General features: G+C 63.4%; 21 protein-coding genes, 1 rRNA gene and 2 pseudogenes. 23 read left to right on the top strand and 1 reads right to left on the bottom strand.

The window, feature by feature from the left end; all coding sequences use genetic code 11:
* Positions 1–60 precede the first annotated feature (60 nt).
* The 5 genes from kdpB (at position 61) to ACFPB1_RS23585 (ending at position 7,345) form a co-directional block, all read left to right on the top strand.
* A complete protein-coding gene (gene kdpB / locus ACFPB1_RS23605; protein ID WP_379228600.1) occupies positions 61–2,100 on the top strand; it encodes a potassium-transporting ATPase subunit KdpB in 2,040 nt (679 codons plus the stop codon).
* A 24-nt stretch (positions 2,101–2,124) separates the two neighbouring features.
* On the top strand, positions 2,125–2,691 hold the full coding sequence (gene kdpC, locus ACFPB1_RS23600; protein WP_379228599.1) for a potassium-transporting ATPase subunit KdpC: 567 nt from the start codon (positions 2,125–2,127) through the stop codon (positions 2,689–2,691).
* A gap of 77 nt (positions 2,692–2,768) precedes the next feature.
* Positions 2,769–5,108, top strand: a complete 2,340-nt coding sequence (locus ACFPB1_RS23595; RefSeq protein WP_379228598.1) for a universal stress protein — start codon at positions 2,769–2,771, stop codon at positions 5,106–5,108.
* A complete protein-coding gene (locus ACFPB1_RS23590; RefSeq protein ID WP_379228597.1) occupies positions 5,086–6,636 on the top strand; it encodes an ATP-binding protein in 1,551 nt (516 codons plus the stop codon). Before ACFPB1_RS23595 ends, ACFPB1_RS23590 begins: the two co-directional genes overlap by 23 nt.
* Before the next feature lies 1 nt (position 6,637).
* Complete coding sequence (locus tag ACFPB1_RS23585; RefSeq protein WP_379228596.1) at positions 6,638–7,345, top strand: response regulator; 708 nt, start codon at positions 6,638–6,640, stop codon at positions 7,343–7,345.
* Positions 7,346–7,554: 209 nt separating this feature from the next.
* On the opposite strand, the gene ACFPB1_RS23580 is transcribed toward ACFPB1_RS23585, so the two are convergent.
* Positions 7,555–8,244 carry a glycosyltransferase family 2 protein gene (locus ACFPB1_RS23580; RefSeq protein ID WP_379228595.1) on the bottom strand — a complete coding sequence of 230 codons (690 nt, stop codon included), beginning with the start codon at positions 8,242–8,244 and terminating at the stop codon, positions 7,555–7,557.
* Between the two features lie 254 nt (positions 8,245–8,498).
* On the opposite strand from ACFPB1_RS23580, the gene ACFPB1_RS23575 reads away from it, so the two are divergent.
* The 18 genes and pseudogenes from ACFPB1_RS23575 to ACFPB1_RS23490 form a co-directional block, all read left to right on the top strand.
* The gene (locus tag ACFPB1_RS23575) at positions 8,499–10,124 is read left to right on the top strand and encodes a response regulator (RefSeq protein ID WP_379228594.1); all 1,626 of its coding nucleotides are present in this window, start codon (positions 8,499–8,501) and stop codon (positions 10,122–10,124) included.
* A gap of 1 nt (position 10,125) precedes the next feature.
* The gene (locus ACFPB1_RS23570) at positions 10,126–11,904 is read left to right on the top strand and encodes a cache domain-containing sensor histidine kinase (RefSeq protein WP_379228593.1); all 1,779 of its coding nucleotides are present in this window, start codon (positions 10,126–10,128) and stop codon (positions 11,902–11,904) included.
* Between the two features lie 19 nt (positions 11,905–11,923).
* Positions 11,924–12,910, top strand: a complete 987-nt coding sequence (locus ACFPB1_RS23565; protein ID WP_379228592.1) for a substrate-binding domain-containing protein — start codon at positions 11,924–11,926, stop codon at positions 12,908–12,910.
* A gap of 31 nt (positions 12,911–12,941) precedes the next feature.
* The gene (locus ACFPB1_RS23560) at positions 12,942–14,255 is read left to right on the top strand and encodes an extracellular solute-binding protein (RefSeq protein ID WP_379228590.1); all 1,314 of its coding nucleotides are present in this window, start codon (positions 12,942–12,944) and stop codon (positions 14,253–14,255) included.
* A gap of 708 nt (positions 14,256–14,963) precedes the next feature.
* Complete coding sequence (locus tag ACFPB1_RS23555; RefSeq protein ID WP_379228588.1) at positions 14,964–16,391, top strand: ABC transporter substrate-binding protein; 1,428 nt, start codon at positions 14,964–14,966, stop codon at positions 16,389–16,391.
* A 109-nt stretch (positions 16,392–16,500) separates the two neighbouring features.
* On the top strand, positions 16,501–17,403 hold the full coding sequence (locus ACFPB1_RS23550; protein ID WP_379228587.1) for a carbohydrate ABC transporter permease: 903 nt from the start codon (positions 16,501–16,503) through the stop codon (positions 17,401–17,403).
* Between the two features lie 14 nt (positions 17,404–17,417).
* Positions 17,418–18,263 (top strand): carbohydrate ABC transporter permease, encoded by an 846-nt coding sequence (locus tag ACFPB1_RS23545; protein WP_379228586.1) that lies wholly within the window; start codon positions 17,418–17,420, stop codon positions 18,261–18,263.
* 83 nt (positions 18,264–18,346) lie between these two features.
* On the top strand, positions 18,347–18,703 hold the full coding sequence (locus tag ACFPB1_RS23540) for a hypothetical protein (RefSeq protein WP_379228585.1): 357 nt from the start codon (positions 18,347–18,349) through the stop codon (positions 18,701–18,703).
* A gap of 368 nt (positions 18,704–19,071) precedes the next feature.
* Complete coding sequence (locus tag ACFPB1_RS23535; protein ID WP_379228584.1) at positions 19,072–19,515, top strand: HEAT repeat domain-containing protein; 444 nt, start codon at positions 19,072–19,074, stop codon at positions 19,513–19,515.
* A 6-nt stretch (positions 19,516–19,521) separates the two neighbouring features.
* Complete coding sequence (locus ACFPB1_RS23530; RefSeq protein WP_379228583.1) at positions 19,522–19,722, top strand: DUF3934 family protein; 201 nt, start codon at positions 19,522–19,524, stop codon at positions 19,720–19,722.
* Positions 19,723–19,869: 147 nt separating this feature from the next.
* A complete protein-coding gene (locus tag ACFPB1_RS23525; RefSeq protein ID WP_379228582.1) occupies positions 19,870–20,643 on the top strand; it encodes an NUDIX domain-containing protein in 774 nt (257 codons plus the stop codon).
* 81 nt (positions 20,644–20,724) lie between these two features.
* A pseudogene (locus tag ACFPB1_RS23520) lies at positions 20,725–21,077 on the top strand (cysteine hydrolase family protein); the annotation flags it as partial.
* Between the two features lie 2 nt (positions 21,078–21,079).
* A pseudogene (locus ACFPB1_RS23515) lies at positions 21,080–21,700 on the top strand (NUDIX hydrolase); the annotation flags it as partial.
* Between the two features lie 81 nt (positions 21,701–21,781).
* A complete protein-coding gene (locus ACFPB1_RS23510) occupies positions 21,782–22,339 on the top strand; it encodes a cysteine hydrolase family protein (protein WP_379228581.1) in 558 nt (185 codons plus the stop codon).
* Between the two features lie 27 nt (positions 22,340–22,366).
* Complete coding sequence (locus ACFPB1_RS23505; RefSeq protein ID WP_379228579.1) at positions 22,367–23,809, top strand: nicotinate phosphoribosyltransferase; 1,443 nt, start codon at positions 22,367–22,369, stop codon at positions 23,807–23,809.
* Positions 23,810–23,958: 149 nt separating this feature from the next.
* On the top strand, positions 23,959–24,306 hold the full coding sequence (locus ACFPB1_RS23500) for a hypothetical protein (protein WP_379228577.1): 348 nt from the start codon (positions 23,959–23,961) through the stop codon (positions 24,304–24,306).
* 411 nt (positions 24,307–24,717) lie between these two features.
* A complete protein-coding gene (locus tag ACFPB1_RS23495; RefSeq protein ID WP_379228576.1) occupies positions 24,718–25,275 on the top strand; it encodes a DJ-1/PfpI family protein in 558 nt (185 codons plus the stop codon).
* 389 nt (positions 25,276–25,664) lie between these two features.
* Positions 25,665–25,789, top strand: a 16S ribosomal RNA gene (locus ACFPB1_RS23490); the annotation flags it as partial.

Here is a 25,789-nt window from a genome sequence, read left to right as displayed (position 1 = left end):
CCGAGGGCGCTGCCCGATCGTCTTACTCGCTTTCCGTTATGCAATTAAGGGAGGATCTATATGGCTGCAAGCAAAAAAACGTTATCGAAGGACCTCGTCCTTCCGGCGGTCGGGGACGCGTTCAAGAAGCTGAACCCCGCCGTCATGATCAAGAACCCGGTCATGTTCATCGTGGAAGTCGGCACGCTCATTACGCTGCTGCTGTCCATTCAGCCGGATCTCTTCGGGGCTTCCGGCGCGGGCCGGGGCTATGATCTCGCGGTATTCTTCATTCTGCTCTTCACCGTGCTGTTCGCCAACTTCGCCGAAGCGCTGGCGGAGGGCCGGGGCAAAGCGCAGGCGGATACGCTGCGCAAGACCAAGTCCGAGACGATGGCCAAGCTGATCCAGAAGGACGGCTCGCTGAAGCAAGTGTCCTCGACGCAGCTGCGCAAGGGCGACATCGTCCGCGTCGACGCGGGCGAGATCATTCCGACGGACGGCGAGATCATCGAAGGGCTCGCGTCCGTCGACGAATCGGCGATCACGGGTGAATCCGCGCCGGTCATCAAGGAAGCCGGCGGCGACTTCTCGTCCGTCACCGGCGGCACGCGGGTCGCGTCCGACTACATCGTCGTGAAGGTCATGACGGATCCGGGCGAATCGTTCCTCGACCGGATGATCTCGCTCGTCGAAGGCGCCAAGCGCCAAAAGACGCCGAACGAAATCGCGTTGACGACGCTGCTCGCCGTCCTGACGATGATCTTTCTGATCGTCATCCTCACGATGGTGCCGATGGCGGATTACTTGAACGTCAAGCTGGATATCGCGACGCTGATCGCGCTGCTCGTCTGCTTGATCCCGACGACGATCGGCGGGCTGCTGTCCGCGATCGGCATCGCCGGCATGGACCGCGTCACGCAGTTCAACGTGCTCGCGATGTCCGGCAAAGCCGTCGAGGCGGCCGGCGACATCGATACGTTGATCCTGGACAAAACCGGCACGATCACGTACGGCAATCGGATGGCGTCCGAATTTCTGCCCGTGAAGGGCACGACCGCCAAGGAGATGACGCTGGCCTCGCTGAAGGCGTCCGTCAAGGACGAAACGCCGGAGGGACGGTCCATCGTCGAGCTGGCGACGAAGCTCGGCGAGTCGTTCGCCGAGCGCGAATACGACCGCGCCGAGCCGATCGAATTCACCGCCGAGACCCGGATGTCGGGCCTCGACCTGCCGGACGGCATGAAGATCCGCAAGGGCGCCGTGGACGCGATCAAGCGGTATGTCGCGGCGCAGGGCGGCACCGTTCCCGGCGACCTGGAAGAGATTTCGAACCGGATTGCGAAAGCCGGCGGCACGCCGCTCGCGGTTGCGGTCGGCGACCGGATCTACGGCGTCATTTACTTGAAGGACACCGTCAAGCCTGGCCTCAAGGAACGGTTCGCGGAGCTGCGCTCCATGGGCATCAAGACGATCATGGCCACGGGCGACAACCCGCTGACGGCCGCGACGATCGCGCTCGAAGCCGGCGTCGACGACTTCATCGCGGAAGCGAAGCCGGAGGACAAGATCGCCGTCATCAAGCGGGAGCAGCAGGAAGGCAAGCTCGTCGCGATGACGGGCGACGGCACGAACGACGCTCCGGCGCTCGCGCAGGCCGACGTCGGCCTGGCGATGAACTCCGGCACCATGGCCGCGAAGGAAGCCGCCAACATGATCGATCTCGATTCCGACCCGACGAAGCTGCTGTCCGTCGTGTCCATCGGCAAGCAGCTGCTCATCACCCGCGGGGCGCTGACGACGTTCTCGATCGCCAACGACATCGCGAAGTACTTCGCGATCATTCCGGCCATGTTCATCATCGCGATGCCGCAGCTGCAGTCGCTGAACATCATGGACCTGGCGTCGCCGAAGTCCGCGATCCTGTCCGCGCTGATCTTCAACGCGATCATCATCCCGCTGCTCATCCCGATCGCGATGAAGGGCGTCAAGTACCGCGCCATGAGCGCCGACCGGCTGCTGACGCGCAACGTGCTGCTGTACGGCATCGGCGGCGTGATCGTGCCGTTCATCGGGATCAAGATCATCGACCTGATCCTGCACGGCTTGCACTTGGCCTAAACTTGGTAGAAGAGGAGTCTTCACATGAGAACGATTGTGACCGCTTTGCGCGTGTCGATAGTGATGATGCTGGTATGCGGCTTGATTTATCCGCTCGTGACGACCGGGTTCGCCCAAGTGCTGTTCCCGAAGCAGGCGGACGGCAGCCTGATGGAGGCGGCGGACGGAACCGTCACCGGTTCGGAGCTTATCGCGCAGGGCTTCGAATCGCCGAAGCTGTTCCACCCGCGGGTGTCGGTCGCGAAGTTCGACCCGACCGCGACGGTCGGCTCCAACCGCGCCGTGGCGACGGAGGATTACGTGAAGGAGATCGGCAAGAACGTCGACGCCGTGAAGGCGGAGAATCCCGGCATGACGGACGTGCCGGCCGACCTCGTCACTTCCTCCGGCTCCGGCTTCGACCCGGATCTTTCGCCGGAGGCGGCGAAGGCGCAGGTATCGCGGATCAGCAAGGCGACCGGCCTTAGCGCCGACGAGCTGAACCGGCTGATCGACGATACGGTGAAGAGCCGGCAGCTGGGGATATTCGGCGAGCCCCGGGTGAACGTGAACGCGCTCAATGAGGCGCTGCTGCAACGCATCAAGCTGTAACGGACGCGGCCGCTCCCGGCAACGGGGGGCGGCTTTGTCTGCGTTAAGGACGACCGGTTACGGAGGGGGAGACAGCCGTGGGAGGCTTCAGGCGCAAGACGCCGGAGGAAATATTGCAGTCGATCTCCAAGCTGCACCGGGGCACGCTGAAAATATACATCGGTCCCGTCAGCGGCTCGGGCAAGACATACCATATGCTGCGCGAAGGGCAGGCGCTTCGGCAGCAGGGCGTCGACGTCGTCATCTGCGCCGTCTCGACGCTGCAGCGGAAGGAGACGATGGAGCAGCTCGGGGAGCTGGAGCGCGTGCCGAGCATTCACTGGTTCCGCGAGCGGACGGAATGCAAGGACTTGAACCTCGACGCGCTGCTGGAGCGCAATCCGGAGGTCGTGCTCGTGGACGGCCTCGCGCACCGCAACCGGGAGGGCGCGCGGTTCCGCACGCGGCTCGAGGACATCAAGTTCCTGCTCGGCCACGGCATCAGCGTCATCACGACGGTGAATGTCTACGAGCTCGAGGGCTATACGGAGCTGGCCCAGAAGCTGACGGGCATCGAGGTGAAGCATACGGTGCCGGCGGATACGCTGGAGCTGGCGGACGAGGTCCGGCTCATCGACGTCACGCCGGAGACGATCCTGAACCGGCTGGAGGACGGGCATTTGAACGGGAGCGCGGACCTGCCGCTGTTCAAGCGGGGCAATCTCGGCGTGCTGCGCGAGCTGGCGCTGCGGCTCGTCGCCGAGGACGTCGGCGATTCGCTGCGGGAGCACCGCGAGGAGCTGGGGCTGGACGGTCCGGCCGGCACGGGGGAGCGGATTCTGGTATCGGCCCAGTACCACTGGAACGGGTCGATCTACGTCCGCCGCGGGCAGCAGATCGCGAAGCGGCTGAACGGGGACCTGCTGGTCGTGACGTTCCGCAACATGAAGCGCGCGCTGTCCAAGGAGGCGGCCGTCTTCCGGCGGAGCATCATCAAGCTGGCGGAGAAGGTCGACGGCGAATTCGAGGAGCTGCCGTTCCGTTCCCGGCGGCAGATTCCGAAGACGATCGTCGACTACGCCGCCGCGCACGGCGTGACCCGCATCGTCATGGGGCACACGAAGCATACCCGCTGGCAGGAGCTGCTGCAGGGCTCGGTCGTCAACCAAATCCTGAAGCGCGCCACCGGTCTCGACGTCTTCCTCGTGGCCGACAGGTCGGGGCGGGAAGGCGCGCGGGTGCTGCCCGCGAGCATCGCCCCGGCCTCCCCGCCGCAGCCGTACCGGCGGCTGAGCGAGGAGGAGGTGACGGAGCGGATCGGCGAGATCAAGCGCGGCCGGTTCAAGGTATACATCGGGGCGGCGCCCGGCGTCGGCAAGACGTATACGATGCTGCGCGAAGGCAACGACCTGCTGCGCAAGGGCATCGACGTGCGGATCGGCCTCTTGGAGACGCACGGCCGCCAGGACACGATCGAGCAGGTCGGGGCGCTGCCGGCGGTTGCGCGGGAGCGGATCCGGTACCAGGGCGTAGAGCTGGAGGAGATGGATACGAAGGCGATCATCGCCGCAAGCCCGGAGGTCGTGCTCGTCGACGAGCTGGCGCATACGAACGTGCCGGGCAGCCGCAACAAAAAGCGGTACGAGGACGTCTTGGAAATCCTGGACGCCGGCATCTCGGTCATTACGACCGTGAACGTGCAGCATCTGGAAAGCCTGAACGACGCGGTGGAGCAGATTACGGGCATCCGCGTCCGCGAAACCGTGCCGGACAGTATTCTGCAGCTGGCGAATGAAGTACAATTGATAGACGTGGCGCCCGAAGCGCTCCGGAGCCGGATGCGCGAGGGCAAAATTTACGCGATGGCCAAGGTCGACCAGGCGCTCGCGAACTTCTTCAAGACGGGCAACCTCATCGCGCTGCGGGAGCTGGCCCTGCGCGAGATCGCCGACGACGTCGACGAGCGGCTGGAATCGCTGGAGCGGAAGAGCTCGCTGCGCGGCCCGTGGCGCCGGCGCGAGGCGATCTTCGTCTGCGTCAACAACACGCCCTACGCCAAGCGGCTCGTCCGCCGCGGCTTCCGGACCGCGTACCGGCTCAAGGCGCCGTGGTGCGTCAACTATGTGCAGGTCGGCGGCCGGCTCGGCGAGGCGGAGCGGCGCCAGCTGGAGACGCTGGAGCTGCTGACCGTCAAGCTCGGGGGCAAGTTCATCGTGCACCGCGCGGAATCGCGCAAGGCGATCGCGAGCGTGCTGTCGGCCAAGGCGGACGAGGCGGAGGCGACGCAGCTGATCATCGGGCAGTCGAAGCTGCCGTGGTGGAGCGCCCTCCGGCACGGCTCGGTCGTGAAGCAGCTGATCGCGCTATCCCGGTACCGGGATATCTTGGTCGTCGCGGATTACGGGGGGAAAGAAGGTGAGGAGCGTCGCAGCCGCTGATCGTCCGTCCAGGCCGCTGTACCGGCCCTACGCCTGGACCGCGCTCGGCATCGCCGCGCTGACCGCGGTCCTGCATGTCGTCGGTCCCGCATTAGATGCCGTCAACATCGCTCTTCTTTATTTATTTCCGGTGCTCTTCAGCGCCGTCTATTGGGGTCTCGCCCCCGCCGTCTTTGCCGCGGCGGCGGGCATGCTCGCGTTCGATTACTTTTTCGTGCCGCCGTTCCTCAGCTTCTCCGTCCAGGACTTGCGGTACTTGCTCTCCTTCGCCGTCTATATCGCGGTGGCGGCGCTGACCGCGACGCTCGCGAGCCGGCTGAAGCAGCAGGCGAAGCACGCCAAGGAACGGGAAGCGCTGACGGCGGCGCTCTATTCGCTGAGCCGCCAGATGACGGCGATCGGCGATCTCCGGGCGCTGCTGGATAATATCGCGTCCCAGGTGTCCGCGACGCTGGCGGCGCCGATCGCGATCTACCTGCCGGGCGGCGCGGGCGAGCTGGAGCGGGCGGCGTGGTCGCCCGGCGCGCACGGCTTCGGCGAAGGCGAGCCGGCCATGGCGATCGCCGGCTGGGCGTACAAGCACGGCGAGCCGGCCGGCAAGGGGACGGGAACGCTGAGCGCCTTCCCCGGCTTGTTCGTCCCGCTCCGGACGGAGGAGCGGGCGTACGGCGTCCTCGCCGTGCGCGCCGAGGAGGCGCCGCATGCCGACAGCCGCCGGCTGCTCGAGGCGTACGGGGGGCTGGCGGCGACCGCGATCGCCCGCGTGAAGCTGAGCGAGGAAGCGAAGCTCGCGCATCTGACGGCGGAGTCGGAGCGGCTCCGGACGGCGCTGCTCGACTCCGTGTCGCACGAGCTGCGCACGCCGCTCGCCACGATCATCGGCTCGGCGACGGCGCTGATGGAGAGCGACGGCGCGTTCTCGCCGGCGGACCGGCTGGAGCTGCTCAGTACCGTCCGCGACGGCGCGCTGCGGATGAATCGCCTCGTGACGAACCTGCTCGGCATGGTGAAGCTCGAGAGCGGCATGCTGGCGCTGCGCCGCGACTGGTGCGACGCCGCGGACATCGTTGCCGTCGCGCTGGCGCAGGTGAAGGGCTTCAAGCAGAACCGGCGCCTGACCGCGAAGCTGCCGGAGACGGCGATCTATTTTCCCGCCGACGAGGTGCTGCTGGAGCAGGTGCTGGTCAACGTCGTCAGCAACGCGATCAAGTATTCGCCGGACGGCAGCGAGATCGTGATCGCGGTGCGCCAGACGGGACCGTGGGTGCGAATCTCGGTGGCGGACCAGGGGATCGGCATCGCGGAGGCGGACCGCGAGCGGATATTCGAGAAATTTTACCGCGGCGCGAACGGTGGCGGGACGACCGGCACGGGGCTCGGGCTTGCCATCTGCAAGGGCATCGTGGAGGCCCACGGCGGCACGATCGCGGCTTCGCCCCGGGCGGAGAAGGGCACGGTCGTGACGATCGCGCTGCCGGCGGGCGAGCCGCCGCCCGAGGACCCGGCGCGCCAGGAGGAGGAGGCTTGACATGACAACGACCGGCGGCGCGCGGATTCTCGTCGTGGACGACGAGCCGCAGATCATCAAGCTGCTGAAGGTGACGCTGAAGGCGCATCAGTTCGAGGTGCTGGAAGCGGCGACCGGCGAGGACGGCATCTACCAGGCGAGCATCGGCCGCCCGGATCTGATCGTGCTCGACCTGGGGCTGCCGGACATGCCCGGCATGACGGTGCTGCGGCGCATTCGCGAATGGTCGCGGACGCCCGTCATCGTGCTGACGGCGAAGGACCGCGAGGCCGACAAGATCGAAGCGCTCGACAGCGGCGCGGACGATTACGTGACGAAGCCGTTCGGCATGGGCGAGCTGGTCGCGCGCATCCGCGTGGCGCTGCGCCATGCCGGCAACGGGCAGCAGGAGCCGGTGCTGCGCTTCGGCCGACTCGTCGTCGACCTCGCGCAGCGGCTCGTGGAGCTGGGCGGCAGCCGGGTGAAGCTGACGCCGACCGAGTACGAGCTGCTCAAGGTGCTGGCGTCGAACGCGGGCAAGGTCGTCACCCAGCGCCAGCTGCTGCAGCAGGTGTGGGGCGGCCACCATCACGAGTCCGACAGCCACTACTTGCGCGTGTACATCGGCCATCTGCGCAAGAAGCTCGAGGAGGACCCGACGCGGCCGACGTTCATCGAGACCGAGCCGGGCATCGGGTACCGCTTCCTGCTGCAGGACGCGGAGGGGTGAATGGCGGAGCCTTCGTGCCGCAGCCGGACGCGCCGCTAGCGCGTCCTGCGCAGCCCGCGCGCTCCGTGCATTCGCGCCCCTCGCGCCCGCGCTGCTCGCGAGCCGGAAGCGCAGCGCTAATCGCAAGCGCAAAGAAGGCCGCCTGTGCCAAGGCGGCCTTCTTTGCGCTTGCCGTTCGCCCGCCGCAGCCGGTCGCCGCAGCCGGCCGGCTAGTTCACGTACCGGCGAAACCGTTTCGTACGCTTCACCATCTTGCACTGGGACATGTAGCGCCGCATGCTCTTCTTCTGCGTATGGCCCTTGCTGCTTTTGCTGCGGACGCAGACGTAATATTTCTTGGACAGCGAATAGATCCGAATGTTGCGGCGATAGCAGCGCCCGAGCCAGCCGGCATCGGTGCCGGACTTCTTGAACTCGGGGAACTTCACCCGCTTCCAGACCGAACGGCGGAAGACGAGCGTGCCGCCCTTGAGGCTGCGCGTATACTTCCGTTCCCCGCCGGGACGGTACAGCATCAGCGCCCGTTTCGCTTTGAAGTAGACGTAGGACGTGTGCTTGCCGACGATGGCGGCTTTGCCCCTTTTGATCGCGCGGGCGGCTTCCCGGAGGAACTTCGGGCCGTAATAGTCGTCGTCGTCGAATTTGGCGACGAGCCCTTTGCCCGCGCGTTTGACGGCGTAGTTCAGGCATTTGCCGAGCTTGTATTCCTGGGGAAGCTGATATACGCGGATTTCCTTCTTCTTATAACGCTGCGCCCGTTTCCGGTATCGCTCGATGTTCAGCTTGTCGTTGTTCAGGACGATGATCATTCGCTTGTTTTTCCATCGCTGCCGTCTGTAGTTCGCGAACACGTTATCGATGCACTTCCGGCGGATCGTGCAGGTGACTACGGTAATCATGGGTCGTCATCTCCGTTTGGCATATAGGCATGCAGGGCTTCGCTTCCTTAGGCGTTCTTTGTAGGATATGAGCGGACATCGGCGCGAGGCACGGCGCATGCACTACTTCCGCCGCGCGGGCGGCGGCGTTCGCCAACACGGTTGGGTCGCTCTCCGGCCCGTTCGCCGAATCGCAGCGGGCTGGAAGAAGAAAAGGCATGGACGATTCCCGTCCCGATCGGCTAATCTAGGGGAAGCGGGAGGTGGGGGAGCAGATGTACAACGCAATCATCGTCGACGACGAAGCCGTCGTCCGCGTCGGTCTGAGAAACACGATCGACTGGCGGGAGCACGGCTTCGAGCTGACCGGCGATTACGCCAACGGGCGCGACGCCTGGGAGGCGATCGAGCAGCGCAAGCCCGACCTCGTCATCACCGACATCAGCATGCCGTTCATGGACGGCCTGGAACTGGCGGGCTTGATCGCCGCCAATTATCCGTATATCAAAGTCATCGTCCTGACCGGCTACGACGAATTCGAATACGCCCAGCAGGCGCTGCGGCTGAAGGTGTCGGACTTCGTGCTCAAGCCGATCACCGCCCGCGAGATCCGGGGGCTGCTGGACAAGGCCCGGGCCGAGATGGACGAGGAGCGGGAACGCCGCGAGGACCTGAGCCGGCTGCAGAGCCAGCTGAAGCAGAGTCTGCCGCTTTTAAGAGAGCGCTTTCTCGAGCGGCTCGTCGCCGTCGGCCTCGGCAAGGCGGAGATCGCCGACCGCTTCGCGTACTTCGGCCTGACGCCGCTCGCCGGCGCTTCCGTCGCCGTCGTGGCGGACATCGACGACTTCGGCGAACGCGAGCTGCCGTCGTACGAGCACGACGCGGAATTTTTGCGGTTCGCCGCGTTCGATATCTTCGAGGAGATCGCCGAGCGCGAGGGGGCGATCGCCTTCCGCACGCGCGAGGAGCGGATGGTCGCGATTCTCGCCGGCGACGGGGACGGCAGCGACCTTTACGAGACGGCCTTCCGTTACGCCGAGGAGGTCCGCCGCCACATCGAGAAGTTTCTCAGCTTCACGGCGACGTTCGGCGTCGGGCGCGCCGTGCCGTCCGCCGAGCTGCTGCCGGCCTCCTACAAGGGCGCGCTGTCCGCGCTCGACTACCGGTTCCTGCACGGCAAGAACCGCGTGCTCGGCATCCTCGACCTGGAGGGCCGGCCGGCGGGCGAGCCGCTCGCGGATGCCGCCTGGGACCGCAGGCTCGTCTCGGCCGTCAAGACCGGCTCCGTCCGCGAGGCGCAGGCGCTGATCGAGGACGGCATCGCGGAGCTGAAGCGCTCGCGCGTGCCGATCGAGACGTGCTTCCTGCAGATGCAGAAGGTCGTGCTATCGCTCATGAACGCGATCCAGGAGGTCGTGGCGCACGACCGCGAGGCGTCGATCGACAGCCAGATGATGCTGATGGAAGTGTACACGTTCAAGACGCTCGATGAGATCGAGGCGTGGCTGAAGCAGGTCGTCGGCGCCGTCATGGCGGAGATCGCGGAGAACCGGAACCATTTCACGAACGCGCAGATGCACCGGGCGGTCGACTACATCGAGACGAATTACGCCGATCCCAACATGTCGCTGCGGGACCTGTGCCGCCACGCGCACATGAGCACCAGCTACTTCAGCCTCGTGTTCAAGCAGCATACGGGCGAGACGTTCGTCGAGTACTTGACCGGCGTCCGCATCGCCAAGGCGAAGGAGCTGCTGCAGGCGACGGACCTAAAGTTTTACGAGATCGCGGCGCAGGTCGGATACGGCGACCCGAACTATTTCAGCATCCTGTTCAAGAAACGGGCCGGCATGACGCCGAAGGAGTACCGGGAACGGCTCGCGAAGGAGAGCGGTGCTTAAGATGGCCAAGGAACGCGCGCCGCGCCTGCCGCTGTTTCCGCTCAAGAGCATCCAGTCGAGCATCTCGTTCGCGTTCTCGTGCGTCATTCTCGCGGCGGTCGTCGCGATCAGCCTGATCAGCTATCGGCTGTCCGTGCGCGCGGTCGAGCAGAACTCGCAGGGCTACATCGAGGAAATCATCAAGCAGGTGAACACGAACATTCAGTCCTACGTTGACAATATGGAGAATATTTCCCTGCTCGCGATGACGAACAAGGACGTGAAGTACTACATCTCGGACAACAGCTTCATCAGCGCGGAGGAGCGGCGGCCGTACGAGAAGCGGATTTCCGACTTGTTTCAGGCCATCCTCTACACTCGGAAGGACATCGCGAACATTATGGTGTTCGGCTATAACGGCCGGTACGTCTCCGACCGCCGGATCACCGATCTGAACCCGAACGCCGGCATCGCGGAGCAAGCATGGTACAAGGACGCGAAGGCGGCCGGCGGCCGATCGGTCATCTCGGCGCCGCATATCCAGAACATCATCCGGAACGAATACCGCTGGGTCGTCTCGCTCAGCCGCGAGCTGAAGAGCACGGACGGGATTACGGCGGAGGGCGTGTTTCTCGTCGACCTCAATCTCAGCGTCATTAACAACCTGGCGAGCGACATCAATCTCGGCAAGCGCGGCTACGTCTTCATCGTCGACCGGCAGGGCAACCTCGTCTACCATCCCCAGCAGCAGCTCATCAACAGCAACCTGCGGACGGAGCTGATCTCCCGCGTCGCCGGGTCGCCGAGCGGCACGTCCTTCATCGCGGATGACGCCGAGGGCAAGCGGATCTATTCGATCCGCGACACGAACTTCGGCTGGAAAATCGTCGGGGTCGCCTACACGGACGACCTGATCGCGAGCAAAGGCGCGCTGCGCAATTCGATCCTGCTGTACGCGCTGTTCGGGCTCGGCGTGTCGCTGCTCATCTCGTTCTGGCTGTCCTACCGGCTGTCGCGGCCGATCCGCAATCTGCAGGCCGACATGAAGCTCGTCGAGCGCGGCAACTTCGACATTCAGACCGAGATCCGGCAGATGAACGAGATCGGGCAGCTCGGCCGGACATTCAACATGATGGTGGGCCGCATCAAGACGCTCATGGACGAGATCATCCGGAACCAGGAGAGCAAGCGCAAGAGCGAGCTGCAGCTGCTGCAGGCGCAGATCAACCCGCATTTCCTGTACAACACGCTCGATTCCATCGTCTGGATGGCGGAGCAGAAGCAGCACGAGGAGGTCGTCCTGATGACGTCCGCGCTCGCGAAGCTGTTCCGGGCGAGCATCACGAAGGATCAGGAGATCGTCCCGATCCGCGTGGAGGCGGAGCATATTGCTAATTACCTGCTTATTCAGAAGATGCGCTACGACAGCCAGCTCGACTACGAGATCGACCTCGCGGATGACATCCTGCGCCACAAGACGCTGAAGCTGCTGCTGCAGCCGTTCGTCGAGAACGCCATCTATCACGGCATCCGGGGCAGCGCGGACAAGGGGATGATTACGATTCGCGGCTCCCGGCAAGGCGACAACGTCGTGTTCGAGGTCGAGGACAACGGGCAGGGCATGACGCCGGAGCAGCTGCAGCGGCTGTTCCTGCCGGACGACGGCGAGAGCCGCGGCGGCATCGGCATTCGCAACGTCAACGAACGGATCAAGCTGTATTTCGGCCGCGAGTACGGCGTTCAGATCCGCAGCGAGCTCGAAGCCGGCACATGCGTGACGATCACCATCCCCACACTTTAAGCCAAAGGAAGAACGCCTCATGCGCAAGCCACGCCTCACGATATTGCTCCTGCTCGCGCTGCTCGCGATCGGCGTCTACGCGGCCTTGTTCTCCAAGCTGCTGCCGGCGCCCGACCGCCGCGACAAGACGATCACCGTCGTGCTGAAGTCGCTGAACGTCCGCTCGGACTACTGGCAGACGATGATCGCGGGCGCCCAGACGGCGGCGAAGGAGCTCGGCGTCCGGCTGGACGTCCAAGGGCCGCTGCAGGAATCGGACACGGACGGGCAGATCCGGGCGCTGCGCGACGCGATCGGGCGCAAGCCGGACGCGATCGCGGTGGCGCCCGACGACGATCCGCGGATGCCGGCGCTGCTGGACGACGTCCGCAAGGCCGGCATCCGGCTCGTCGTGATGGATACGCCGCTGACGCTGGCCGATCCGCCGGTCTTCGTCGCGAACGACCACCTGCAGGCCGGCCGGCTCGCGGGGGACGCGGCCGCCCGCGCGGCGAACTGCCCCCCGGCGATCGCGGTCTTCAGCGACGCGCCGCATTCGCCGGTCTCGGTCCAGCGGATCGAGGGCATCCGGCAGTCGGCGCGGGAGCACGGCGGGCGCGTCGACGGCTTGTATTACGGCGGCGATTCGGAACAGCTGGCGTACGAGTTCGCCGTCGCGCTGCTGCGGTCGAATCCGAAGGTGAACGCCTTCGTCGCGCTGAACGAGAGCGCCACGCTCGGCGTCGCCAAGGCGATCAAGGAAGCGAAGAAGACGGACGTCTACAAGCTGATCGGCTTCGAAAGTTCGATCTACGAGATTCAGCTGCTCGAGGAAGGCACCGTGAACGCCCTGCTCGTCCAGAAGCCGTTCAACGTCGGCTATCTGGGCGTCAAGACGGCCGCGGGCTTGATCGACGGCCGCAAGACGGACAAGACGACGCTGATCGGCTCGACCGTCGTGACGAAAGCGAACATGAACGATCCCGTCATCCAGCGGCTCATGTTCCCGCTTGCCGTCATTCCATGACCATGCCACGCGCGTATAAGGGGGGCTTCACATGAGAGATTGGGGCCGGCCTGTGCGGCAAGCCTGCGCGGCCGCGGCGCTGCTCGCGCTGTCCGCGCTGCTCGCGGCCTGCGGCGGCGAAGAGGGCAGCCAGTCGGCGCCGCCTCCGGAGAAGCGGTCGCTGATCCGGTTCGTCGCCTCGGAATATAGCACGGAGACGAAGCCGATCCTCGAGAAGCTGGTGAAGGAGTTCGAGCTGAAGAACCCGCTAATCGACATCGAGCTGCAGGTCGCCAACTGGGATATCCTGGACGGCATCTACACGACGATGATCAGCCAGAACCAGCCGCCGGATCTGCTGAACACGAACGTGTACGCTCATTTCGCCAAGGACGGGCTGCTGAACGATCTCAACGACATCCTGTCGCCGGAGCTGCGGAACAAGCTGTATCCGAACCTGATGAGCATGGACCAGATCGGGGGCCGTCAATACGCGATTCCGTATGTCGCGACGCTGCGAAGCCTGTATTACAACCAGGCGATCTTCGACCGGGCCGGCATCCAGGCGCCGCCGCGCACGTGGTCCGAGCTGAGGGCCGACGCAGAGCGGATCCGGCGGGCGGGCGGGGCGTACGGCTTCGGCGTCGACCTCACCGACAACGAGACGCAGGCGTACTTGTCGTACTTCTTCTTCGGCGCGGGCGGCGGGTGGATCCAGAGCGGCAAATGGACGATCAACTCCCCCGAGAACGTCGAAGGGCTGACGTACTTGAAGCAGCTGTTCGACGCGGGGCTGACCGATCCGGAGCCGACGGTCACGACGCGGGACGAGAAGCAGCGCATCCTCGGCGACGGCAAGCTCGGGATGATGATCAGCGGCAATTATTTCTCGTCCGTCGTGCCGAAGGAGTATCCGGATCTGCGATGGGGCTCCGGGCCGATTCCGGTCAAGGACGGCAGCGCCCCGATCTCGTTCGGCGTGCACGACGTGCTCGTCTCCTTCAAAACGGACCATACCGACAAGGAGGCGCTGTCCAAGTTTCTGGACTTCCTCTACGACGACCCGTCGTACCTCGAGATGATCCGGCGAGAAGGCTTCCTGCCGGCCAATTCCCAGGTCGGCGCGAAGCTCGCCGAGGAGGACGACGCCATGAAGGCGAACCTGCTCGCGCTCACCCGGGCGAAGTTTTATCCCGTGCAGGAGCCGGCCTGGCAGGCCGTCATGGACTACGCGCGCAAGCTGGGCGACGCCGTCCTGTACGACGGCCTCGCGCCGAAGGCGGCGCTGGACGAGCTGCAGCATTTCGCCGAGACGCGCAGCCGGCAGCAGGCCGCCGCGGCTGAAGCGCTGCAGCGGCAGCCGTAGCCGCAGGCTCAGCCGGAAGCGAGCGATCGCAGCCGGCCCGCGATTCGCGCGGGCCGGCTTTTTCGCGCGCCCGGCGAGGCGCGCTGAGGGCCGGCGAGGCGCGCCGGCGGCCGGCCGAGCGGGCTCGCGGGCTGCGCCTGGCGGGTCTGGCCGGGGCCACTGGCCTAGCCAGGGCGGGCCGGCGCCGCGCCGAGACGGCTTGTGCTGCCGCGACAAAAGCGGCAATCGGGCGCGTGAATCGGCGAATGGTTCCGCAAGAGCGGTACGTAGTACCGTACATTTGGGGAAATGGCCGGTTTTGAGCCTAAGAGCGGTACGTAGTACGGTACATTAGGAGAACCGGTTGGTTTTGAGCGCAAGAGCGGTACCAGGTACGGTTCATGGCATCAATTGGGTACATTCTACACCCTTCACTATTAATATTTACCCCCACCAGCCCTCATAATCTTAAGCGAGCCCCTCGCACCCCCCATCATCCTTGCAACCTCGGCGAGCCTCTTGCACCCCCACCATCCTCGCCCCCGTTCTCATCCCCGCCCCCTACACTTTTTTACAATAAGAAAATAGTAAAGAATTCATGGAAAATATTCGATTCAGCGATACGCCCCCGCCCGCTAAGATGAATACAAGCGCTGCAGCGAGGCTGCACGAGGGACCGGACGTCTCGGCCCCGGCGCTCCAAACACGCATAGTAGGAGGGTACGCTTCATGATGAACAAGAAAACATACGCCGCGATGGGCGCGGCCGTCTTGCTCGCATCGCTGTCGCTCGCGGGCTGCGGCTCGAACGGCAACGGCGGCTCGAACGAGGCCGCTTCGACGAACAACGGGACGGCGACGAACGCCGGGTCCGCAAACGGCGGAACGACGAACGACGCCGCGACGAACGGCGATGCCGCGAACGCGGGCGGTACGAACGCCGGCGCGGCGGACACGCCCAAGCTGACCGGCGATTTCGAGATCCAATACTTCGTCGGCGGCTACGGCGACAAGTGGTGGACCAAGGTCATCGACGATTTCAAAAACGCGAACCCCGACCTGAACGTGAAGGCGCTCGGCGGCCCGAAGATCAACGAACAAAACAAACCGCGCTGGATCGGCGGCAATCCGCCGGATTTCGTCTATATCGACGGTCCGGAGCTGAACGACCGCCAGATGGTCGAAGACGGCCAGCTCGAAGACCTGACCGACTGGATCAAGGAAGCGAAGAACGTCGACGGCGACAAGATTCTCGACATGCTGGCGCAGCAGCCGCAGCAGTACGACGGCAAGATTTACAACATCCCGCTCGTCCTGAATTCGTGGGGCATTTTCTGGAACAAGGCGCTCTTCAAGGAGAAGGGCTGGCAGGAGCCGCAGGACTTCCAGCAGTTCCTCGACGTGAGCGATAAGATCAAAGCGGCCGGCATCACGCCGTTCATCCATACCGGCAAATACCCGTACTACATCAACGGCGCGTTCCTGTACCCGGCGATCGTCTCCGCGAACAACGGCGACTACACCGTCCTGCAGGACATGGCGGCCAACAAGGTCGAAGCGTTCGAGAGCGACGCGGTCAAGACGGCGCTCGGCAAGATCGTGACGCTGCGCGACAAAGGCTTCATCGACAAGGCGTCCATCCAAATCAACCACACCGACTCGCAAATGCTGTTCCTGCAAAACAAGGACGCGTTCATCCCGAACGGCCTGTGGCTGCCGAACGAGATGTCCAAGGACATTCCGCAAGGCTTCGACTTCGGCTTCATCCCGTCGATCACGCAGGACGCGGGCCAGAAGATCGTCGCCAACACGTCGACGGCCACCGTCGCGATCGCAAAGAACGCGAAGAACAAGGACGCGGCCAAAGCGTTCCTGCAGTTCGTCTTCTCCAAGGCGCAGGCGTCCCAATGGGCCGAACTGAGCGGCGCGCCGTCCAACATCAAGGGCGACATCAGCGCGTCGAATGCGCCGAACTTCGTCAAGGACGCGGCCAAGTACCTGACCGATCCGAATACCATCGTCATTCCGACGATCACGTTCAACGCCGACGTCGACAAGGCGATGCAGGACGCGACAGATGCCCTGACGATCGGCAAGATCGATCCGGACGGCTGGATCAAGCGCGTGACCGACGTCGTCCGCAAAGTCGCGAAATAAGCGGGAATTCCCTAAGGCCCGCCGGCGGTCTCACACTAGAAAGAGCGAAGGATGGCCGGACCGCACCCGGTCATCCTTTCGCGAATTTACAAAGAAGGGCGGTCGCGTCATGGAAGCAGGCAGCGCCAAGTGGCAGAGAAACCTATTCATCGCTACGTTCATCATCCCGACGTTCGTGTTCTTCTGCGTCTTCACGATTTATCCCGTCGTCAAAGGCCTCTACTATTCGATGTTCGACTGGTCCGGCATGTCGCAGACGAAGGATTTCATCGGTCTCGGCAATTTCAAGGACATGTTCAAGGATCCAATCGTCTGGCGGGCGATCGGCAACGATTACTTCCTCGTCGTCGGCAAAATCGTCGGCATCATGGTGCTCGCGACCTTCTTCGCGGTCGCGTTGACCCGCTTCAACTTCAAGATGGCCGGCTTCTTCCGGTCGATCTTCTTCATTCCGAACGTCATTTCCGTCGTCGTCATCGGCGTGCTGTGGAATTTCATATACAATCCGCAAATCGGCTTTCTGAACGCGTTCCTCTCCCTGTTCACCGACGAGAAGGTGACGATCACGTGGCTCGGCTTCACGAACCATACGATCTGGATGCTGCTCCCGCCGGCTGTCTGGGCGGGCATCGGCTTCTACATGATCCTGCTCATCGCCGCCATCCAGAACATCCCGGCGTCCTACTACGAAGCGGCCGACCTTGAAGGCGCGTCGCAGTGGAAGCAGTTCAAGGACATCACCGTGCCGCTCATCTGGGAGCAGATGAAGGTGTCCGTCATCAACATCATGATGACGACGCTGAACGGCTCCTTCGTCATCGTCTGGATCATGACCGAGGGCGGGCCGGACAACAGCACGCAGGTCATGGGCTCGTACTTGTACCAAATGGCGTTCCGCCAATACCATTTCGGCTTCGGCGCCGCGATCGGCGTCCTGATTCTGGTGCTCTCGCTTATAACGACAGTGGTGCTGCAGCGGCTGCTTCGTCATGAGACGGTCGAGCTGAGCTAAGGGGGGACTTCACCATGAACAACGGCATCCGCAACCCGATCCTGCGATACGGCGCCTACGCCGTTCTGATCGTCTGGAGCGTCTCCGTGCTCTATCCGCTGCTTTGGACGCTGCTCGACGCGCTCAAAAACAACGACCAGTTTTTCCGCCACATGCCGTGGGCGCTGCCCGACGCGCCGCTCCTGTGGTCGAACTTCTCGTACGTGTGGAACAAATACAACTTCGACGCGTACTTCCTTAACTCGATCGTCGTCACGGCCGGCTCGACGCTGCTCGGCCTGCTGCTTGCGGCGACGACCGCGTACGTGCTCGCGCGCTACCGGTTCCGCGGCAGCGGTGCGCTCTACCTGCTGTACATCGCGTCGATGATGGTGCCGTTCATCCTGGCGCTCATCCCGCTTTTCTTCCTGATGAATTCGTTCCACCTCATTAATACCAAGATCGGCCTCATCCTCGTTTACACGTCCAGCGTGCTGGCGTTTGGTATTTTCGTGCTCGTCGGCTTCTTCAAATCGCTGCCGAAGGAGCTCGAGGAAGCGTCGATCATGGACGGCGCGTCGTATTTCGGCACGTTCTTCCGCGTCATGCTGCCGCTGTCCCAGCCGGGCCTCATCACGGTGGCGATCGTCAACGTGCTGAACATTTGGAACGAATACATCGTCGGCACGATCCTCGTCAACGATCCGACGCAGTACACGCTGCCCGTCGAGATCGGCGTCATGCAGGCGGAGATGCAGTACCGCACCGAATGGGGACCGCTGTTCGCCGCCTTGTTCTTCACGATCGTGCCGGTGCTGCTCGTCTACATCGTCTTCCAACGCAAGATCGCCAGCGGCATCACCGCCGGCGCGGTCAAGTAAGCCGGGCCGCGCACTTGCGGCCGGCGGCGCTTCCCCCTACAATGGACGGGAACGAAGCTGACGCGAAAGGGGCGTACCGCGAGATGAATCATCAGATTACGATTGACCTGTACGGCGATTGGGTGGAGACGGTCAAGCAGGTGTTCCGGGGCTCCGGGCAGCCGCTGCCGGAGGACCTGACGGCCGATCAAGCCGCGCTGGCGTATTTCCTGCAGACGGCGGACTCGCAGGAGGAGGCGCTGAGGCAGCGCGAAGACAACGAAGCGCGCCTGAACGAGCTGCAGCAGAAGCTGCTCGACCACTTCGAGGCGGTGGTGCTGCCCGATATCCGCAGCCGGACGGGCTACGAGGGCGATGTCTTCGTATTCCGCTGGGTGTTCGGCCAAGGCGGGGAGCATATCGTCGAGGAACGGTCGGCGTACCGGATCCCGCTTGGATAGACCGCTTTACAGCCGCGGCGGCCAAAGCCGCACGCCTAGCGGCCGGCTCGCGGCCTCGCCGCGGTCGCCGCAGGCGGATGGCGGCGAGGCAGATGGCGGCCCGTTCGCTGCCGTCATCGAGCAGAGCCCGTTTCGGCTCCCGTCACCGGGAGGCCGCAGCGGGCTCTTTGCTTTCCTTACCGCGAATCGCGGCGGAGGCGCGGCCGTACCTGACGCCGGCCGGTACGTCTGCCGGCCGGGAATTGACTTTCCCGGAGATTAACGGTAGCGTGGTGAGGAATGATACGAAGACGGCAGAAGCATCGCCCCCGCGCCGGTTCGCGCGGGGATGACGAAGAACGCCGGTCGACCAAGGGAGTTTGATGAACGTGGAACATATGGAAACCATGACGGACGCGGCGCCAAGCCTGGATGAGCTGAAGAAAGCCGCCGGCCGCATGTCGAATTGGCGGGAGCGGGCGAAGGCGGCGGAGGCGCTCGGCGAGCTGGGCGGTCAGCCCGCGGTGGACGTGCTCGAGCGTCTGGCGAAGAACGACCCCGTCTATCGGGTGCAGCAGGCCGCATACCGCGCGCTGACGGCGCTCGGCGTGGAAGCGGCGGCGCCGGAGCGCCGGAAGGGGGAGCCAATCAAGGGCACGGGCAAGATTTTGCTCCGAATCAAGAAGAGCCTGCCCGCCGGCCACGATTACGCGGCGTTCAAGGAGAAGCTGAAGAACATGCGCTCCGACGTGTACGATACGTACGAAGGAGACAAGGACGACGAATTCGACGCATGGCTCGAGCGGACGTGGGCGTCCTTGTCCGGCAGGTAGCCGGCCATGGCCAAGGGCAAGGGCGGCACGGGCCGCGGCACGGACAAGAAAGGCTGGAACCGCTGGCAGGCGGCCGAGCGGCGCGTGAAGAGCGCGCCGAAGCCGTACAAGAGCAAGGGCGCGAAGAAGCCGGAAGGCGCGGCGGAGCCCGGCGCGTCCGGCGCCGGACGCGCCGCCAGAGACTCCGGCCCTGGCGCTGCCAAATAACGCAAGGGCACGTATAATTTTCCTCGTTCCGCGAACGCTGATAAGGCGGCGTTCGCGCCGAACGGGGATTTTTTTTTGCGGAGCCTATTGACTTTATTTTTAATTATGTCAAAATGACAATATAAAAACAGGGCAGGTGATTCCGCGATGCACGAGACCCTGGACGAGGCGGAGTCCTATTCCGCCGGCCGCTACCGCACGCCGGACGGGGCGCCGGCCGACATCGTCATCTTCACGATCACGTCGACCGAACGCAATACCGCGAAGAAATCGCTGCCCCTGAGGCAGCTGGAGGTACTGCTGATCCAGCGCAAGGGATGGCCGTTCCAAGGGCATTGGGCGCTTCCGGGCGGCTTCTCTAAGGCAACCGAAACGATGCTTGAGAGCGCCTTGCGGGAGCTTCGGGAAGAGACGGGCGTCGACGACGTGCACATTGAATATTTCGGCGTCTACAGCGAGCCGGGCCGCGATCCCCGCGGCTGGATGATCTCGCACGCGTTCTTCGCGCTCGTGCACGAGCATGCGCTCGCCGGCCGGCGGGCGGCGGACGACGCCGCGGAGGTGCGGCTCTTCCCGGTACAGGATGCGCTGGCGATGGACCTTGCGTTCGACCATCGGCGCATGCTCGAGGACGCGCTCGAGCAGATCCGGATCAAGATGCTGACGACGACGATCGCGCGTTCCTTTTTGCCGGAGGCCTTCACGATCGGCGAGCTGTACCAGGTGATCCAAGCGGTCGTGCCGGATTTCGAGGAGAAGAACTTCATCCGCAAAATCACGTCGACGCAGAGCCGCAAGGGGATCATCGAGGAGGTCCGCGACAGCAAGGGCGAGCTGAAGCAGTCCAACCGCTATTCCCAGCGGGCGGCGCAGCTGTACCGGTTTACGGATTACGTGCCGCAGCTGTCGATCTACGGCTAGCCCGGCCGTTTTGTCTCCGCGCGCGGGCGGCTTTATATCCGGCTTGCATTCCGACTTTATTGAAGAGAGGCGGACTTTACCATGAAAGCACTCATCGTGATCGACTATACGGTCGATTTCATCGTCGGCAAGCTGCCCTGCGGACAGCCCGGCATCGACATCGAGGACCGGATGGCGGATTGACGCGCCAATTCGCGGAGTCGGGCGATTTCGTCGTCATGGCAGTCGACCTTCACCGCGAAGAGGATGTCCTGCATCCGGAGCATAAGCTTTTCCCGCCGCACAACATCGCGGGCACGAGCGGCCGCGATCTGTACGGGAAGCTGAAGGAGGCATACGAGGCCGGCCGGGACCGGATCTATTGGATGGACAAAACGCGCTACAGCGCCTTCGCAGGCACGGACCTGGAGCTGCAGCTGCGCATGCGCGGGATTAGCTGATCCAGCGCAAGGGATGGCCGTTCCAAGGGCATTGGGCGCTTCCGGGCGGCTTCTCTAAGGCAACCGAAACGATGCTTGAGAGCGCCTTGCGGGAGCTCCGGGAAGAGACGGGCGTCGACGACGTGCACATTGAATATTTCGGCGTCTACAGCGAGCCGGGCCGCGATCCCCGCGGCTGGATGATCTCGCACGCGTTCTTCGCGCTCGTGCACGAGCATGCGCTCGCCGGCCGGCGGGCGGCGGACGACGCCGCGGAGGTGCGGCTCTTCCCGGTACAGGATGCGCTGGCGATGGACCTTGCGTTCGACCACCGGCGCATGCTCGAGGACGCGCTCGAGCAGATCCGGATCAAGATGCTGACGACGACGATCGCGCGTTCCTTTTTGCCGGAGGCCTTCACGATCGGCGAGCTGTACCAGGTGATCCAAGCGGTCGTGCCGGATTTCGAGGAGAAGAACTTCATCCGCAAAATCACGTCGACGCAGAGCCGCAAGGGGATCATCGAGGAGGTCCGCGACAGCAAGGGCGAGCTGAAGCAGTCCAACCGCTATTCCCAGCGGGCGGCGCAGCTGTACCGGTTTACGGATTACGTGCCGCAGCTGTCGATCTACGGCTAGCCCGGCCGTTTTGTCTCCGCGCGCGGGCGGCTTTATATCCGGCTTGCATTCCGACTTTATTGAAGAGAGGCGGACTTTACCATGAAAGCACTCATCGTGATCGACTATACGGTCGATTTCATCGTCGGCAAGCTGCCCTGCGGACAGCCCGGCATCGACATCGAGGACCGGATGGCGGCGTTGACGCGCCAATTCGCGGAGTCGGGCGATTTCGTCGTCATGGCAGTCGACCTTCACCGCGAAGAGGATGTCCTGCATCCGGAGCATAAGCTTTTCCCGCCGCACAACATCGCGGGCACGAGCGGCCGCGATCTGTACGGGAAGCTGAAGGACGCATACGAGGCCGGCCGGGACCGGATCTATTGGATGGACAAAACGCGCTACAGCGCCTTCGCAGGCACGGACCTGGAGCTGCAGCTGCGCATGCGCGGGATTACGGAGCTTCATCTCATCGGCGTCTGCACCGATATTTGCGTGCTGCACACTGCGGTCGATGCGTACAACCGGGGCTACCGCATCGCCGTCCACGCCGACGCGGTCGCTTCGTTCAATCCGCAGGGGCACGATTGGGCGCTGGGCCATTTCCGGCACACGCTGGGCGCGGAAGTCCTCCGGGGCGGGCAGCCGATTACGACCTAGATTCGACATAGAGGGGAACGAACGCTGATGACGAACGAGCATTTGACGCTCCATACCGATAAGTACCAGATCAACATGATGTACGCCCATTGGGTGCAGGGGACGCACGACGAGCTGGCCGTCTTCGAGGTGTTCTTCCGCAAGCTGCCGTTCGGCAACGGGTACGCGGTGTTCGCGGGTCTGGAGCGGGTCGTCGATTACATCCGGAGTATCCGGTTCGGCGACGAGGAGATCGCGTTTCTGCGGACGCAGGAGGAAGGGTACGCGGAGCCGTTCCTGGACGCGCTGCGCGCCTTTCGGTTCTCGGGCCGGCTGGATGCCGTGCCGGAAGGGACGATCGTGTTCCCGAACGAGCCGCTGCTGCGCGTAACGGCGCGGATCTTCGAGGCGCAGCTGATCGAGACTGCGATTCTCAATTTCGTGAACTACCAGACGCTGATTGCGACGAAAGCTTCGCGCATCAAGCAGGTCGCCGGCGAAGACGGCCTGCTGGAGTTCGGCACGCGCCGTGCGCAGGAAGCCGACGCGGCCGTCTGGGGCGCGAGGGCGGCGTACATCGCCGGCTTTCATGCGACGTCGAATTTGCGGGCGGGCATGCTGTTCGGCATCCCGACCAAAGGCACGCACGCGCACGCCTGGGTGCAGGGCCACGACAGCGAGGAAGAGGCGTTCCGCCTATACGCGGAGGCGCTGCCGGAACAGGTGACGCTGCTCGTCGACACGTACGACACGCTGCGCAGCGGCGTGCCGAACGCGATTCGCATCGGGAAGCAGCTGGAGAAGCAGGGCAAGCGGATGAACGGTATCCGCCTCGACAGCGGCGATCTGGCGTACTTGTCGCAGGAAGCCCGGCGGATGCTGGACGAAGCGGGACTCCCGTACGTCGGCATCGTCGCCTCGAACGATTTGGACGAAGATTTGATTTTCAGCCTGAAGGCGCAAGGGGCCAAAATCGACGTCTGGGGCGTCGGCACGCAGCTGATCACTTCGGCGGGCCAGCCGTCGCTCGGCGGCGTCTACAAGCTGGCGGCACGGGAGAAGGACGGCGAGTTCGTGCCGGTCATTAAGATTTCCGGCAATCCCGAGAAAGTCACCACCCCCGGGCGCAAGGACGTGTACCGGATCGTCAACCGCGAGACCGGCATCGCCGAAGGCGATTACGTGACGCTGGTCGAGGAGGGCCCGATGCCTGCCGAGGAGCCGCTTCGGTTGTTCGATCCCGTGCATCATTACATTCAGAAGGTCATTCAGCGCTATGACGCCGTGCCGCTGCTGGCGGCGATTTTCGCGGATGGAGAGCTCGTCTACGAGCTTCCTTCGCTCGACGACATCCGCGGCTATCACCGCGAGCAGTTGAAGCTCTTCTGGCCCCAGGTGCTGCGCAAAACGAACCCGGCGGAGTACCGCGTCAACCTGAGCGAGACGGCATGGGAGCTGAAGATGGCGCTTATCGAGAAGTACCGGCCGTAAGGCGAGCCGCGCTGCGTTGTAACGCCGGCCCGATTTGAGATCAAGGCTTTTTCCCTTCGGGGAGGAAGCCTTTTCGGCGTTTCATTGTTTCGCTCTAATGCGCCATCGCGCGGCATATATATCAGCGTAAAAGGAGCGTGAGCAAACAGGTGAACGACAAAGTCCGAAGCTACTATCGGCTGAAGAAGAAACAAAAGGAGCTCGAGCAGGAGCTGGCCAGCCTGCGGGAGGAAATCCTGGCGCACTGCGCGGAGAACGGGACGACGACGCTCGAAGTCGGCAGTTATACCGTCAAGGTCGTGCCGCACCGGAGGAAGGAGTACGACGAGACGAAGCTGTTCGAGGCGATGCTGGATTTGGAGCTGTGGCGGCTGTTGTCGAGCCCGGACACTGCCAAGATTGCGCAGCTCGTGAAGCTCGGCGTTCTGTCGGAAGAGCGGCTCAAAGACACGTACACGGTCAAGGACGTAGCTTATTTGCAGGTCGAACGGAAGTAGCTGGACCATCCGGGGGCGACGCCGCGATCGCCGCGCCGAATGTTACGCTGCGGAATACGATACTCTCAGACCGCCTGACGCTCGGCGCCGGCATCGCGAAGGCGAAGCCGCGCTGCAGCGCGTGACGGTGAAGGGCACGACGCTCGTGCGGGGCGGCGGTGCGCATGGCATTCGTTTCGGCGATTTCGTGCCGCTCACGGTTGAGGTGGACAAGGCCGGGGGGCTCGTCCGGATCGTAAGCGGAAGGCTCGACGACAGCCCTGGCGGCCGTCAAGCCCGGTGTCTTTTTAGTTTAATAGGTAAATCTACGGCAAGTTCGACATTATGCGCCAAAACCTTCCGTTTACACATTATGGAAGCTCCTTCATACTGGATTTGAACAGGCAACCATATGGAGGAGGAGTGAAATTCATGTCCAAGCGCATTCTCATCGTCACCGGAGACGCCGCAGAGGTACTTGAAGTCTACTATCCTTATTTTCGCGTGCTGGAGGAAGGGTACGAAGCCGTGCTTGCGGCGCCGTCCAAGAAGGTGCTCCACACCGTGGCGCACGATTTCGTCGAAGGCTGGGAGACGTATACGGAGAAACCGGCCCATCTGCTGCCGGCCCATATCGCGTTCGCGGACGTCGATCCCGCCCTGTACGACGGTTTGATCATTCCCGGCGGCCGAGCACCCGAATACATTCGCGGCAACGAGGATCTTCCCCGCATTCTGGGCTACTTCCTGGAGACGGATAAGCCGATCGGCGCCATTTGCCACGGCGTGCAGGTTTTTGCCGCCTTGAGCGACACGAGCTACTTCCGCGGACGGACGATGACAGCATACAATGCGTGCCGGTTGGATGTCGAGCGGCTCGGAGCAAGCTATGCCAAGGAGACGCTTCATGTCGACGGCAAGCTCGTTTCCGGACACGCATGGCCGGATCTGCCGGGCTTTATGCGTGAATTCCTGAAGCTGCTCGCATAGGCTTGGCTTTTGAATAGGGTCAATCGGCTGCCTTTTGGCGGCCGTTATTTCTTTTGTAATCCGCTATTTCGATTGAAGAACGGAGTTCGCGTTCGACATTTTTCGAAAAAATGCTTGCGATCGGTAATCAATCTATGGTATATTCTAATTCCGGCCGGGACGAACGAACAAGGCACGGTGATCGAAATCGGAACAAGCCCGAAATTAATGCTTGCCAAACGGTTACGAGATATGATATATTCTAATTCCGGTCATGAGCCGGACGATGAATGCAACACCATTTGTTCCTTGAAAACTGAACAATGAGCGACCTGTCAAAAGGTTTTAACAAGTAAGTCAGCGATGAGCTAACAAGCCATCCTGAAACTGATTGGCTTCGGCTGATCACTTTTATGGAGAGTTTGATCCTGGCTCAGGACGAACGCTGGCGGCGTGCCTAATACATGCAAGTCGAGCGGAGTTATTCCTTCGGGAATAGCTTAGCGGCGGACGGGTGAGTAACACGTAGGCAACC

Origin of the sequence: Paenibacillus sp. GCM10023250 (genome assembly GCF_042653205.1) — a bacterium.
In the GTDB taxonomy this organism is placed as follows: domain Bacteria; phylum Bacillota; class Bacilli; order Paenibacillales; family Paenibacillaceae; genus Paenibacillus_Z.
Note: the sequence above shows the minus strand (reverse complement) of the source record. Positions and strands in the feature narration are given on the sequence as shown.